Annotated in this window: 15 protein-coding genes; 7 read left to right on the top strand and 8 right to left on the bottom strand. The window is 65.0% G+C overall.

Translation table 11 applies throughout. The annotated features are described in order from the left end of the window. Positions 1–137: 137 nt before the first annotated feature. Positions 138–767, bottom strand: a complete 630-nt coding sequence (locus AB0O89_RS14815) for a response regulator transcription factor (protein ID WP_363499165.1) — start codon at positions 765–767, stop codon at positions 138–140. Continuing rightward, positions 764–2,374: a GAF domain-containing protein gene (locus AB0O89_RS14810; RefSeq protein WP_363499162.1), complete on the bottom strand. Its 1,611-nt coding sequence runs from the start codon at positions 2,372–2,374 to the stop codon at positions 764–766. Before AB0O89_RS14810 ends, AB0O89_RS14815 begins: the two co-directional genes overlap by 4 nt. 115 nt (positions 2,375–2,489) lie before the next feature. Between AB0O89_RS14810 and AB0O89_RS14805 the strand changes: the two genes are divergently transcribed. The 3 genes from AB0O89_RS14805 (at position 2,490) to AB0O89_RS14795 (ending at position 4,390) form a co-directional block, all read left to right on the top strand. Continuing rightward, complete coding sequence (locus tag AB0O89_RS14805; RefSeq protein WP_363499159.1) at positions 2,490–3,398, top strand: universal stress protein; 909 nt, start codon at positions 2,490–2,492, stop codon at positions 3,396–3,398. 38 nt (positions 3,399–3,436) lie between these two features. Further along, positions 3,437–4,108: a GAP family protein gene (locus AB0O89_RS14800; RefSeq protein WP_363499156.1), complete on the top strand. Its 672-nt coding sequence runs from the start codon at positions 3,437–3,439 to the stop codon at positions 4,106–4,108. 108 nt (positions 4,109–4,216) lie between these two features. After that, complete coding sequence (locus AB0O89_RS14795; RefSeq protein WP_363499153.1) at positions 4,217–4,390, top strand: hypothetical protein; 174 nt, start codon at positions 4,217–4,219, stop codon at positions 4,388–4,390. A 428-nt stretch (positions 4,391–4,818) separates the two neighbouring features. Here the strand turns inward: AB0O89_RS14795 and adhE are convergent, their stop codons facing one another. After that, on the bottom strand, positions 4,819–7,518 hold the full coding sequence (gene adhE, locus AB0O89_RS14790) for a bifunctional acetaldehyde-CoA/alcohol dehydrogenase (protein WP_363499150.1): 2,700 nt from the start codon (positions 7,516–7,518) through the stop codon (positions 4,819–4,821). Between the two features lie 144 nt (positions 7,519–7,662). Here adhE and AB0O89_RS14785 point away from each other — a divergent pair, with 144 nt between their 5' ends. Beyond that, on the top strand, positions 7,663–8,082 hold the full coding sequence (locus tag AB0O89_RS14785) for a nuclear transport factor 2 family protein (RefSeq protein WP_363499147.1): 420 nt from the start codon (positions 7,663–7,665) through the stop codon (positions 8,080–8,082). Positions 8,083–8,084: 2 nt separating this feature from the next. Here AB0O89_RS14785 and AB0O89_RS14780 read toward each other — a convergent pair whose 3' ends face one another. The 3 genes from AB0O89_RS14780 to AB0O89_RS14770 form a co-directional block, all read right to left on the bottom strand. After that, positions 8,085–8,324, bottom strand: a complete 240-nt coding sequence (locus tag AB0O89_RS14780) for a toxin (protein ID WP_363499144.1) — start codon at positions 8,322–8,324, stop codon at positions 8,085–8,087. After that, a complete protein-coding gene (locus tag AB0O89_RS14775; RefSeq protein WP_363499141.1) occupies positions 8,321–8,584 on the bottom strand; it encodes a ribbon-helix-helix protein, CopG family in 264 nt (87 codons plus the stop codon). The genes AB0O89_RS14780 and AB0O89_RS14775 overlap by 4 nt, the downstream gene beginning before the upstream one ends. Positions 8,585–8,651: 67 nt before the next feature. Continuing rightward, positions 8,652–9,224, bottom strand: a complete 573-nt coding sequence (locus AB0O89_RS14770; protein ID WP_363499138.1) for a YdeI/OmpD-associated family protein — start codon at positions 9,222–9,224, stop codon at positions 8,652–8,654. A gap of 75 nt (positions 9,225–9,299) precedes the next feature. On the opposite strand from AB0O89_RS14770, the gene AB0O89_RS14765 reads away from it, so the two are divergent. Both AB0O89_RS14765 and AB0O89_RS14760 read left to right on the top strand, forming a co-directional pair. Continuing rightward, positions 9,300–9,893, top strand: a complete 594-nt coding sequence (locus AB0O89_RS14765; protein ID WP_363499135.1) for a dihydrofolate reductase family protein — start codon at positions 9,300–9,302, stop codon at positions 9,891–9,893. A 40-nt stretch (positions 9,894–9,933) separates the two neighbouring features. Continuing rightward, on the top strand, positions 9,934–10,797 hold the full coding sequence (locus tag AB0O89_RS14760) for an AbiJ-NTD4 domain-containing protein (RefSeq protein ID WP_363499132.1): 864 nt from the start codon (positions 9,934–9,936) through the stop codon (positions 10,795–10,797). 33 nt (positions 10,798–10,830) lie between these two features. Here the strand turns inward: AB0O89_RS14760 and AB0O89_RS14755 are convergent, their stop codons facing one another. Further along, positions 10,831–11,334, bottom strand: a complete 504-nt coding sequence (locus AB0O89_RS14755) for a TIGR02391 family protein (protein WP_363499129.1) — start codon at positions 11,332–11,334, stop codon at positions 10,831–10,833. Further along, the gene (locus AB0O89_RS14750) at positions 11,318–12,028 is read right to left on the bottom strand and encodes a DUF5343 domain-containing protein (RefSeq protein ID WP_363499126.1); all 711 of its coding nucleotides are present in this window, start codon (positions 12,026–12,028) and stop codon (positions 11,318–11,320) included. The genes AB0O89_RS14755 and AB0O89_RS14750 overlap by 17 nt, the downstream gene beginning before the upstream one ends. Before the next feature lie 345 nt (positions 12,029–12,373). On the opposite strand from AB0O89_RS14750, the gene AB0O89_RS14745 reads away from it, so the two are divergent. After that, a complete protein-coding gene (locus AB0O89_RS14745) occupies positions 12,374–12,832 on the top strand; it encodes a MarR family transcriptional regulator (RefSeq protein WP_363499123.1) in 459 nt (152 codons plus the stop codon). Positions 12,833–12,934: the final 102 nt, after the last annotated feature.

Raw genomic sequence — 12,934 nt, 5'->3', positions numbered from 1 at the left:
CCATCGCCTTCTTTTTTTTTTTGCCCACCCGGGCCCCCGCGTGCTTTGGCCCCCCCCCCCCCCCTACCCCGCGGCGGCCCCCCCCACCCCCCGGGGGCGCCGCGACGGCCTCACTGTTTTCAGCCCACGAGCCGCGGTTACTGCGAGCGCAATGACGTGGCGTAGACGGCAGCCTGGGTGCGCCGCTCCATGCCGAGTTTGCGCAGCAGCCCGGTCACGTAGTTCTTGACCGTCTTTTCCATGAGGTCGAGGCGCTCCCCGATCTGACGGTTGGTGAGCCCCTCGGCGATGAGTTCGAGCACCTGACGTTCGCGGTCGGTCAGGTCGACACCGGGAGTGCTCGATCGGGTCTCTCGCGCCTGTTCGCGAACGCGCGTCGCGGCAGCCGACGAGAGCAGGTTCTTGCCGGCGGCGACAGCACGGATGCCGTCAAGAAGACCGTTGGCCTTGATGTCTTTCAGGACGTAGCCGGCAGCGCCAGCCAGCACCGCCGAGTAGGCGGCTTCGTCATCGTCGTAGGCGGTGAGGATGAGGCACGTGACGCTCGGATGCTGAGAGCGGATCTCGCGGCACACGTCGATGCCGCTCCCGTCGGGAAGCCGCATATCGAGCACGGCGACGTCGGGCATGGTGGCCGCAATGCGGCCGAGCGCCTGCCGGGCGGTGGATGCTTCGCCGATCACTTCCATGTCGCGTTCGGCGTCGATGAGGTCAACGACACCACGACGGACGATTTCGTGGTCATCGAGCACGAAGACACGGATCATGTGGTCTCTCCCTGGGCCAAAGGCACCGCCCACCGCAGGCGGGTGCCGCCGCCGTCGCGTCCGGTGAGAGCGAACTCCCCGTTCCAGCGCGCGGCGCGATCCTCAAGGTTACCCACCCCGCTGCGGCGTGTCGGCGACTCCGGCACGCCGACACCGTCATCGAGGATCTCAACGACCAACATCTCGTCGGCGATCCCGACCCGCACCGACGTCTCTGTCGCTTTGGCGTGACGGGCGACGTTGCTGACACCTTCGCGAACGACGGCGACGACGTCTTCGGCGACATCCGGCGGGGTGCGCAGATCCAGCGGACCCTGGAAGACGAGCCGCGGAGATTCCGAGAACGACGGTGCGACTTCGCTGATGACGTCCACGATGCGGTGCCTCACCGATCCGGATGCCGCGCGGGTTTGGCGGAGGGCGAAAATGACGGTGCGGATCTCGGTGATCGCGGCATCCAGCGCGTCGACCTGTTCCAGCAGCTCGGTTCGCGCTGCCGCGTCGCCGACTCGGCCGGCAACGGCCTGCAGCGAGAGCCCGGCGCCGAACAAGCGCTGGATGACGTGGTCGTGCAGGTCGCGGGCGATGCGACCCCGCTCGTCCATGAGCGCGAGCGCCTGCCGATCGGACCTGCCGCGCGCGAGCTCGAGCGCGATCGTGGCCTGGGCGGCGAGATCGGCGGCGAGGTCGACATCCTTGTCGGTGAACCGGGGGGCACCGACGGGACGTCCGACGGTGAGCACCATCGGAGCGCCGTCTGCGCCGAGCATCGGCACGACCACCGTCGGACCCCACGCGACGAGTTCGTCGCCGAGTTCGACCGTGTCACCGCTGGCCTGCAACGGCTGCCAACTGTCGAAGACGCGCCCTGAGAGGGTGCCCGCTTGGGCATGAACGGATCCGGTGAGTTCGTCGGCGTGCTCGCCACGCGCGACCTCGACGCACATCATGGTGTCGCTGATCGACGAGATCACCACGACGGTGGCGGCATCCGTGAGTTGAAGGACCTTGTCGGCGAGAAGCTGCAGCGGCCTGCCGGTCTCGTCCGAGAACATGGCGGCGCTCATCTCGGCCGCAGCTGCCGCCCACCGCTCGCGGCGCACCGAGTCTTCGTACAGGCGCGCGTTGTCGATCGCGATGCCCGCGGTGGCAGCGAGCGCCTCGAGAAGTTCGGTGTCTTCTTCGGTGAACGCGCCGTCGGGGTGCTCGGTGAGATAGAGGTTGCCGAAGACCTCACCGCGGATGCGGATGGGCACCCCCACAAAGCTGTCCATTCGCGGGTGGTTCCGCGGAAAGCCGACCGAGCGGGGGTCGTGTCCGATGTGCTCGAGCCGGATCGGGTGGGGATCGTGGATAAGGGCTCCGAGCACGCCACGGCCGCGCGGCGGCGGGCCGATAGCCTCGGCCGTCTCGGGGTTCAGGCCCACGTGGATGAACTCTTCGAGCATCCCGTCAGGGCCGATCACGCCCAGGGCTCCGTACTTCGCGCCGACGAGTTCGACGGCCGATTCGACGATGCGGCGCAGCACCGCCGACAGTTCCAGTTGGCTCACGACAGCGGCGTTCGCCGTCAGGAGACTGCGAAGCCGTGCCTCGATATCAGCCATCCGGTGCCCCGTTCTCGTCCCTCGGCTCTCTCGCGAGGATCCTATCGCGGGACCTTCGACCCTGTGCGGGGATCTTCGCGGGACGGATGCTGGGAGAGACAGGAGGGGCAGACGGATGCGAAACACACTCCACGACTCGCACGTGGGCCTGTCGGAAGGCAGTTCATTGAGCGCCCCGGCCGGCGATGCGATCTGGCGGGTATCGCCGTACGATCGGCTGGTCGTCGGGGTCGACGGGTCTGGTCCGAGCACCGGTGCACTGGCCTGGGCTATTGGATACGCGGCCGATCACGGCACCGAGCTCCTGCTCGTCCACGTCGTGGACGACACGTGGGGCGTCGCCGGGGCTGACTACATGGCTGATGCGCAACGGCGCGGCATCCATGTGCTGGATGCTTCGCGTCGCCGCGCGGTGGACGCGGGTGTCGCTCACGTGCAGACCGAACTCGTGCACGGCCGCGCGCCCAGCGTGCTGTCGGGTGCTGCTCGCCCGCACGACCTTCTTGTCGTGGGCTCGCATCGCACGGGTTTCCTGCGCGGGCGCGCGTTCGGTGCGGCATCCGTGTACGTCGTCGCTGCGGCACGCTCGGCGGTCCTGGTCGTCCCCAACCTGCCGTTCGAGGGTCGACACGGTGTCGTGGTCGGGGTCAGCGGCTCGCCGGCGTCGGATGCCGCGCTGATGCAGGCAGCTCGCGAAGCGGCGCGCACCGACCAGCAGCTCGTGCTCATCCACGCGCGCCCGCCGGTTCCGCACGAGGAGTCCTCGAGCAACGGCGAATACCGTGCGTCAGCGGCTCGGGACGTGGTCGCTCGCGCGAGTGCACACGCCCTCATCGACATCCCGCACCTGGACCTGAGTTCCCGCGTCGTCGCCGACAATGTCGCACCGGCGCTGCTGACGGCATCCACCGACGCCGCCATGCTCGTGATCGGACGCGGCCAGAGCGAAGAGCCCCCGAACATCTCGACCGTGGTGCACGACGTGCTCATGAACCTGAACGCACCGGTGCTGATCGTTCCCTGACGACACGAGCACCCCGTCCCCGGCTCTAGAGTCGGAGGGTGGATTCGGTGCTGTGGTACATCGTGCCCCTGGGCATTGCGGCGGCGTTGAGCGTCTTCCCGATCCTCGCGGTCGTGCTACTTCTGCTCTCGCCGAACCCCATCCCTGCGGGTGTCGGCTATCTCGCCGGGTGGTCGGCTGGCGTGCTCGTGCTCGTGACCCTGTTCGCGCTCGGGGCGCGCCTGATTCCACCATCGACGACAGAGCGGATGCCACCCTGGGCGCACGTGGTCGAGCTTGCGATCGGCGTGCTTCTGGTGGTCGGCGGGATCTGGCGCACGGTCGTCGATCGTCGACGCCCTGAGCCTGCCACTGCGCCTTCGTGGACGAAGGCGATGGACAATGTCGGCCCGCGCCGCGCCTTCGCGTTCGGTCTCGCCATGAACGTGCGGCCCCAGAACCTCGCGATCGCGTTGGCAGCGGGCCTTGCCATCGGTTCAGCATCCCTGAGCGTTGTCGGAAGCAGCCTGACGGTGCTCATCTTCACGGCAGTTGCGGTCTCGACGGTTGCGGCGCTGGTCTTGGCGTATGTATTCGGAAGCCACTCGGTGCGGCCGCGGCTCGAGCGCTTCAGCGACTGGCTCGTCGCGAATTCCTCGCTCGTGCTCAGTCTCTCGGTGGTGCTGATCGGCGCGCTGCTGGTGATCATCGGCACCGCCAATCTGCTCTGAGGCGCCGCGCACGCCTGCATGAGTCTTCTCCTCGTGAAACGGCGCGACTCGTCTATCCGGCGAGTGTCAGCCGCTGCTCGTAGACTGAAGAAGACGGACGGAGCCGACATGAAGACGACGGAAGTGCGGGCGAGCAACGTCGAAGCGGCAGTACACAGCGCCAAGATCGAGGGCCTACAGATCACGAGCGCGACGCTCACCGACGCCGACGCGTACGTTGCCGGGACAATCGATTCGGCGGAGCTCGTCAACCGCGTACGAACCCGGTATGGACTTTCCTGAAACCGTCGACCCGTACCTTATTCCCGGCACGAACGTCCTGAGGAACCGTCTCGGACTAACGTCGGCGGAGGCCTTGAGCGCTGCAGAAGCGGATCTTTCCTTCGCGCGAGCGCTTCAGCTCCTCGAGGAGCCGGTTGCGCCCACAAACGATCTGCAGGAACTGCAAGCGATCCACCTCCACCTCTTCCAGGACGTCTACGACTGGGCAGGGCAACTACGGACGATTGATTTGCGCAAGTACGTGCCGGGTGCAGACTTTTCGACAAGATCGTCACCGAACCAGGCACGGCACCGCCCCATCTGTGGTCAGCCGAAGAGATCCAGCGCTTGTCGATTCGGCCGCACGACGAGTAGGCGAAGTCCGCCCTCTCGGGCACGCCGAAGCCCCGCCGGGAAACGCGACCCGGCGGGGCTTCGGTGATTTCGTACTACGCGCCGCGCTTGGCAAGCGGGGCTGCGGGGGCCTCTGCCGGGGTTTCTCCCGCAACCGCAACCTCACCGCGGTGGGCACGGACCTCGTCGAACGAGGTTCCGTAGTACGCCGCCTCCATGAGGGTTTTCATGTCGGCAAGCATGGGCATCCGGGGGTTAGCCGGAGCGCACTGGTCTTCGTAAGCGGCCATCGCGAGCTCGTCGAGGCGGCCGATGAAGGCTTCCTCTGCGACACCCTGCGCCTGGAAGGAGCGCTCGATGCCGACAAGGTCACGCAGCTTCTCCACGGCCCGGGCGTAGGACTCGACACCCTCTTCGGGGGTCGTGGCCTTCAGGCCCAGGTGCTGAGCGATCTGCTGGAACCGTTCGGGAGCGATGTAGCGCTCGTACTTGGGCCAGCTGGTCAGCTTCGTGGGGATGCGTCCGTTGTAACGGATGACGTGGGGCAGGTAGATCGCGTTGGTGCGTCCGTGGATCAGGTGGAACTTCGATCCGGTGACGTGAGCCATCGCGTGCACGATCCCGAGGAACGCGTTGCCGAAGGCCATACCCGCGATGGATGCCGCGTTGTGCATCTTCTCGCGCGCCTGGATGTCGGCGGGGTCCGTGCTGCCCGGGCGTGCCTTCGCGCTGCGTTCGATGTTCTCGAAGATCAGCTTGATGGCGTGCAGCGCCAGGCCGTCGGTGTAGTCGTTCGCGTAGACCGACACGTACGCCTCCGTCGCGTGCGTGAGGGCGTCGAATCCGGCATCCGCCACGACCTTGGCCGGCAGAGCCGACGTGAGGACCGGGTCGATGATCGCGACCGACGGGGTCAGCGCGTAGTCGGCGAGCGGGTACTTCATGCCCGTCTCGTCATCCGTGATGACCGCGAACGGCGTCATCTCAGATCCCGTGCCCGAGGTGGTCGGGACGCAGACGAGCTGGGCCTTCTTGCCGAGGTCGGGGAACTTGAATGCACGCTTGCGCACGTCGAAGAACTTTTCGCGCATGTCGGAGAACTGCACGTCGGGGTTCTCGTAGAGCAGCCACATGACCTTGGCGGCATCCATCGGGGAACCGCCACCGAGCGCGATGATCGTGTCGGGGTTGAACTCCCGCATCTCGGCAGCACCCGCGACGACGCTCGAGAGCTTCGGCTCGGGCTGTACGCGGTCGATGATCTGCAGGTGCACGCGGTTGCGGCGACGGTTCAGCACATCGATGACCTTGTCGACGAAACCGAGGTTGGTCATCGTCGGGTCGGTGACGATCGTGACCCGCTCGACGTTCTTCATGTCGATGAGGTAGCGGATCGCGTTGGGCTCGAAGTAGGTCTTGGCCGGAACCTTGAACCACTGAAGGTTGTTGTTGCGCCGACCGACGCGCTTGACGTTCACGAGGTTCACCGCCGAGACGTTGTTGGAGACGGAGTTGCGTCCGTAGGAACCGCAGCCGAGGGTCAGGGACGGCATGAACGCGTTGTAGATGTCTCCGATGCCACCGAGGGCAGAGGGGGCGTTCTCGATGATGCGGACGGCGCGGACGCGCTTGGCGAACTCGTCGATGACGCTCTGGTCGTTGCTGTGGATCGCACCGGAGTGGCCGAGGCCGTCGAAGTTGACCATCTGCTCAGAGAGCGAGATGCCTTCTTCGGCGTTCTTGGCGCGCAGCACGGCCAGCACGGGGGCGAGCTTTTCGCGCGTCAGCGGCTCCTGGGGTCCGACGACGGCGCACTCGGCGAGGATCACCGAGGTGTCTTCGGGAACCGTGAAGCCGGCCTGCTCGGCGATCCACACCGGGGACTGTCCGACGACCTTCGCGTTGAGCTTGGCCTCGCCGCAGTTCTTGGCGTTCGCGTGGACACCGAAGATGAACTCTTCGAGCTTGCGCTTCTCGTCGGCGTTGACCATATAGGCGTGCAGGCGGCTGAACTCCGCCAGCGCCTCTGTCGCGATCGGCTCGTCGAGGATGACTGCCTGCTCGGAGGCGCACACCATGCCGTTGTCGAACGCCTTGGACAGCACGACGTCGTTGACGGCGCGGCCGACCTTTGCGGAACGTTCGATGAAGGCGGGGACGTTTCCGGCGCCGACACCCAGGGCGGGCTTGCCGCAGGAGTAGGCCGCACGAACCATCGCGTTGCCACCGGTCGCGAGGATCAGCGCGACACCGGGGTGGTTCATGAGCTCGCCGGATGCCTCGAGGGAGGGCTCCGCGATCCACTGGATGCAGTTCTTCGGCGCACCGGCCGCGACCGCGGCATCCCGAACGATCTTGGCTGCCGCGACCGAGCAGTTCTGAGCTGACGGGTGGAAGGCGAAGACGATGGGGTTGCGGGTCTTCAGCGCGATGAGGGACTTGAAGATCGCGGTGGAGGTCGGGTTGGTCACCGGGGTGATGCCCGCGACAACGCCGACGGGGTCGGCGATCTCGGTGATGCCGGTGATCTCGTCGTGGCTGATGACACCGACGGTGCGCTGCTTGATGATCGAGTGCGTGACGTGCTCGCACGCGAACATGTTCTTCACGGCCTTGTCTTCGAACAGGCCGCGGCCGGTCTCTTCGACGGCCATGACAGCGAGCTCGCCGTGGTGGTGGAGAGCGGCGACCGATGCCTTGCGCACGATGTGGTCGATCTGCTCCTGCGTGAACGACGCGTACTCGGCCAGAGCATCTTGTGCTCGTGCCACGAGTGCATCGATTGCGGTGGACATCGGATCCTCCTACCTGGTGTGGACCCGGTGTCCACGCCTTCGTCCTGACACCATCGTGGCACTGTGGTCAGACCACATATAGGGACCATGGTCCCCGTAGCGACACGTCGGTTCGCCGGCCTCGCGAATCGATAGTGTCGAGCCATGGGTGTGCACGACGACGGGACTGAGGCGAGTGTCGACCGATTGGTCCGCGAATACCTCGCGAGCCTGGAGGCCGCGGATGCCGATCGAGTGATCGCGCTCTTTGCTCCCGGCGGGATCGTCGAGTCTCCCCTATACGGCACGATGCCTGCCGCGGAGTTCTACCCCGCACTGTTTGCCGACACGGCTAGCTCGCGGCTGACGCTGCGAACCACGATGACCGGATCGACCGAAGGTCGCGCCGTCGTCAGTTTCTGGTTCGATTTCGACTGGACACTCTCGACCGGGGAGCCCGCACCCTTCACCGTGGTCGACGTCGCCGAACTCGACGAGCACGGCCTGATCGAGCGCCTGCACATCGTCTATGACACCCATCCGATCCGGGATGCCTTCAATAACGCTCACGACGGCGAGAACTGAGGTCAGGGCAACAGGTCGAGCATCTGGGGTCGAGCCTTCATCGCATGGATGGCGAGCTCATTGCCGCTATCGAAGACGAGGACGACCGTCTCGAGCAGTCTGCCCTGCGTGTCGAACCCGAGCCTTAGCTGGCGAGCAGGAGAGTCGTCGTCGAGGTCTTCGATCCACAGCGGCCAGGAAGCTGCTAGTCGAATATCTTCGGGCGCGATCCCGTGCCTGAGCGCAGCGTCGTGAATCTTCACGCGGCGTATGCGGCGATCGCTTCGCGGATCAGTTCCGATCGCGACTTGTTCTCACGGGCGGCGCGAGCGTCGAGCGCGGCGAGCTCATCGGCGGTTAGCCGGAGAGCAACCACCTGCGCGGGTTCTGCTCCGCGACCGGGACGTCCGCGGCCCCGGCGCTTGAGTGCGCCTACGTCGTAACCCGCGTCAGCCTCCGCCGCCCAGGCAGCAATCTGCTCCTCCGTGACGGGTGCGCCGTTGATGGTCTCGCCGCTACTCATGGTCGTATCGTAATACGAAAACCCGGCTTCGTGACGGAAGTCCCGGTGTGAGTCCAGAATTCCAAACTCAGTGGAGCGTCTCCCCCTGTTCGAGCATCCGGACGTACTCGGCGACGCGGGCGGCGCGTGACTCGGGGCGCTTGAGGTTGCTGATGCGGAACGACATCGCGAAGCGGTTCTGTGCAGACTGGGCGGCGAACGCGGCGGCGAGTTTGGGATCGGCATCCAGCGCCGCCTGCAACTCGGCAGGGATGTCGCCATCGCTCTGACGGTAGGCAGCATCCCACCGACCGTCAGCCTTCGCACGGTCGATCTCGAGCTGGCCGGCGGGCCTCATCCGGCCTTCGTCGATCAGGCGGGTGACGTGCGCGATGTTGACCTTCGACCAGAGGCTGCGCGGCCGACGCGGGGTGAAGGCCTGGAGAAAGTAGTCGGCATCCAGTGACTGCTTCTGTCCGTCGATCCAGCCGAAGCACAGCGCGACATCCAGTGCCTCGGCATAGGTGATGCCCGGCTTGCGCGTGGCCGTCTTGCGCAGGCGCAGTCGTACGCCGTCGGGGCTGGGGTCGGCATCCAGCCACTGCTCCCACTCCTCGACGGAGTCGACGTGCAGCACGGGCTTGTCGTTGTGGGCGACCATCCTCGAAAGCTACCCCCTCGCACCGACACCGCCCGGCGTGGTGGACTGTGCGCACCGCCGCGACGAGGAGGATGCATGCCCGCACGCTTCGTGTATTGGATGAACGTCTCGCTCGACCTGTTCATCGAGCACGCGCACGACGAGCAGGGCGGCGGCGACTGGATGAGCATCGGCGACGAACTGCACGAGGAGTTCAACGCGCGCGCCGAGGCGCTCACGATGATGGTGCAGGGCCGCAAGGTCTTCGAGACGATGGAGAACTTCTGGCCCGCAGCGCGCGAGAACACCGAGTTCCCGCAGGTGTACAGGGACTACGGCCACATCTGGACCGACAAGCCGAAGATCCTCGTCTCGCGCTCACGCACCGAGGCGCCGTACAACACGACGGTGTTCGGTGGAGATGACGCCATCGAACGGCTCGGTGAATTGCGCGCCAGTTCGAGCGGTGACATCGGTGTAGGCGGGGCGGATGTCGCTGCGCAGCTTCTCGCGGCGGGGATGCTCGATGAGGTGTTGCTCTTCACGCATCCGGTGATCCTCGGTTCGGGACGCCCGCTGTTCGATGAGGTGAGCGCGCCGGTGGGGCTGGAGCTGCTCGAGCAGGCGACCTACGCCGGTGGTGTCACGATGCACCGCTACGTGATTCCGGATGCGTGGCCGCGGCGATAACGTCCTGCTCAGCGTCGGAGTCGCTCGGTAGCCTGATCGCATGGCCTCCTTTGCGGAGCGGGTCGGCAAACGCGCACCCCGCTCGATCACCCAGACCAATGACCTCGACCTCGAGACACGCACCGAGCTCTGGAATGTGTTCGTCGCACTTCGCGACATCTTCGAGGAGGCCGGTCGTCGATCGAACTGGGACAACAAGACCGCCAAGAACTTCCTCACGTCCGTGTGGGCGTGGGAGTTCAAGAGGCCGCGCGACGAGATGGAGAGTCAAGGCCAGGTCTGGAGCCTCATTAAGAGGACGATGCTGGAGGCTGAATGGTTCGACGTGCTCAACCTCATCGAGGAGACAGCCAAATACCTCAAACGATACGCAGAGCGATACACCGACACTGTTCACGAGACCCTCACGGAGGCTTTCAACAACCGCTTTGAACATTTCCTGGTCGGGTATCGGTTCATCGGCCATGAGCTCACTCCCATCGACACCAGCGCGGAAGCTGACGCAATAGGCGGGGCGATCAGCGACGTCGCGTCTATCGCGGGCGCGCGTCACAGCCTCGAGCGGGCTACAGAGCTTCTAGCCGATAGGGAGAAGCCTGATTACCCGAACTCAATCAAGGAGTCCATCTCGGCGGTCGAAGCGGTAGTCAAGAAAGTCACCGGCAAGGGAGAGCTGAGCAAAGGCCTAGCCGAACTAGAAGCGGCAGGCCTCACTATTCACCCTGCCCTTAAGGGTGCGTGGGTGAAGATGTACGGCTGGACCTCTGACGACGATGGGATCCGCCACGGCGGTGTTGACGCGGCTGACGTCGACCAGGCACTCGCAGCGTACATGCTGAAGACCTGTTCGGCATTTGTCTCGTACCTCACTGAGCAGGGCCGAAAGACTGGACTGCTCAGGTAATTTCCAGCAGGAGCGCCCCGCCATTCCGAAACGCTAAGCCGTCGAACGTACTCCTGCGTCGTCCAAGCGACGGACCAGCAGCGACGCGAGCGCCAGGTGGTCGAGGCACTGGTCCAGCGAATCCTCCACGTCGGTGTCGTGCCCACGAGGATTGCGGATCGCCGACTGGGAGCCCGCGAAAATGAACTTGTAGCCCATCTGTTCGTCGATCTCACTCTGATCCGCTCTAGGCGTCAACGCAATCACGCCCGTGTTCTCGTTGAATACATCCATCATCATGGCGTGGCCGAACTTGTGGCTGCCCGAGAGCCGGCGCACTTCTTTGTCCACCCACTTGAACGCTTCGAACGTAGCCTCGGCGAAGTACCCATCATCGAAGAGGCGACGGACCTTGATTGGAAAGTCGGGGTGAATATTCCGCGACTCGAATGGGTGTAGATCTAGCTGCTGTTCGGATTCCACGGGCGTGCGATCGGCCTCTCGCGGCGCGGACGATGCCCGAACTATCCGCTCGAAGCGGTCAAGAGCGCCCGTCAATGAGGTTCTTCCTTATGCTCTTGAATATTGCATCGTAAGTTGACTCGTCTCCACCGGCGGGAAGGTTCACCTCAATCCGAACCGTGAGCCCTACGTCGGCGCCACCACCGCTTCCCCCGCCGACGTTCGACAGCGCCGGTGGTTTCGCTTCGCCCGCCTCGACGCTATGCGTGCTCTTCGCGGCGGGCTTGGCGGCCGAGTTTGGCTTCGGCTTCGCCTTGGTTCCGCCCCCGTTGCCCGAAGCAGAAGGACCGTTTGGTATTGCTGGCGGGTCACCATGCCCCGCCAGCGCGGCAAGCGCTGTGAACGTCGCCGCCTGTCGACTACCGACAGTCTGTGAAGACTTATCGGTTGCACGGAACCAAGGCAGCAGCTCGTCTCGAGTCTTGTCGAGGGCCGCTTCTCCGAAGTCGTCGAATATCGGCTTATAGGCCGAGCGCAGCGTGGTCTCCAGCCCCTGCTGAAACCCATCATCAGTGCCGTAGAAGTAGCCGATGTTGTCATCACGCCTGTTCCCCTCTTCATCTATGAAGCCGAGAAAGCGCAGGACTGCGATCACGTAGGATTCGTTGTTCGGGGCAATCGCAAACTTCTTAAGAGTGCTCGCGTTGACCACAGGGGGAAAGCTCTGACGAAACTGCGCGATCGCCTTGGCGAGAGATCCGCCTGAAGCATAGGGGAAAGAAGTTGCCACGTTCCAGGTCTCCAATCGACTGACGCGCTGACCACTGTGAACCTCATATCACAGATGTCCCCCTCACAGCCGAAGGCGCTCCGGCGTATTGCCAATGAAAGCCACCATGCCAGGTTGGGCAGTGCATTCGTCCTCGCGGACCGTTCCTTCGTCGATCCGGCGCGACCGTCTACTGAGCACTGGGCGCGAGCCGGCTAAGTATGGCGAGCGCGGGCGTCCGTGCCGCCCAGTGTCGCCGCGCTCAACCAGCGCTGAGCAGAACAGGCACGATCAGCGCTCGACATGCGCGCACGAATGCACCCAATAACCCTTGCATCCCAATAACTTGCATGCAAAGCTTCTCGTGTGACCCGACCCAGCGCGACCCTCGAGGATTCCGTGTGTTTTGCGGTGTACTCCGCCGCTCAGGCGACCGTACAGCTCTACCGCGATCTGCTCACACCGTGGGGCGTGACGTATCAGCAGCTGCTCGTGCTCGGCATCCTGTGGCGTGACGAATCGACCAGCCCGGGGCGCATCGCCGCCGAACTCCACCTCGACGCCAGCACGATCACCGGCATCCTGAACCGGCTCGAGACCGCGGGACTCATCGAGCGCACACGCCCGGCCAGCGATCGTCGGGCCGTCGCGGTGACGGCGACCGAGGCATCCGCCGAGCTGCGGACATCCGTGCACCGCGTGCTCGGCTGCGTCGCCGACGCCATGAACCTCGATCCGGATGCCGCCCGCAGCCTGATCGGCACCCTGCACGATCTGCGCGACAACATGGCCAGCGCCGACCGCCCCTCGCTTCGCTCTGCCTGACCTCTCCCCCGAAAGGAATCTCAATTGGCTTGTCAAGCGGCGATGGGCGTGGTGGGTGGTGATTCCTGATGGAAGGTTGTGCCGTCGCGCAGGAGTGCCCAG

It is taken from the genome of Microbacterium sp. NPDC076895 (assembly GCF_040687115.1).
GTDB lineage: Bacteria > Actinomycetota > Actinomycetes > Actinomycetales > Microbacteriaceae > Microbacterium.
This window is presented reverse-complemented; position numbering and strand designations above follow the sequence as displayed.

Coding starts and splice junctions, on each gene's coding strand:
- AB0O89_RS14815 (WP_363499165.1), bottom strand. CDS start 767: ATGATCCGTGTCTTCGTGCTCGATGACCACGAAATCGTCCGTCGTGGT.
- AB0O89_RS14770 (WP_363499138.1), bottom strand. CDS start 9,224: ATGGTCGCCCACAACGACAAGCCCGTGCTGCACGTCGACTCCGTCGAG.
- adhE (WP_363499150.1), bottom strand. CDS start 7,518: ATGTCCACCGCAATCGATGCACTCGTGGCACGAGCACAAGATGCTCTG.
- AB0O89_RS14795 (WP_363499153.1), top strand. CDS start 4,217: ATGAAGACGACGGAAGTGCGGGCGAGCAACGTCGAAGCGGCAGTACAC.
- AB0O89_RS14785 (WP_363499147.1), top strand. CDS start 7,663: ATGGGTGTGCACGACGACGGGACTGAGGCGAGTGTCGACCGATTGGTC.
- AB0O89_RS14805 (WP_363499159.1), top strand. CDS start 2,490: ATGCGAAACACACTCCACGACTCGCACGTGGGCCTGTCGGAAGGCAGT.
- AB0O89_RS14810 (WP_363499162.1), bottom strand. CDS start 2,374: ATGGCTGATATCGAGGCACGGCTTCGCAGTCTCCTGACGGCGAACGCC.
- AB0O89_RS14760 (WP_363499132.1), top strand. CDS start 9,934: ATGGCCTCCTTTGCGGAGCGGGTCGGCAAACGCGCACCCCGCTCGATC.
- AB0O89_RS14775 (WP_363499141.1), bottom strand. CDS start 8,584: ATGAGTAGCGGCGAGACCATCAACGGCGCACCCGTCACGGAGGAGCAG.
- AB0O89_RS14765 (WP_363499135.1), top strand. CDS start 9,300: ATGCCCGCACGCTTCGTGTATTGGATGAACGTCTCGCTCGACCTGTTC.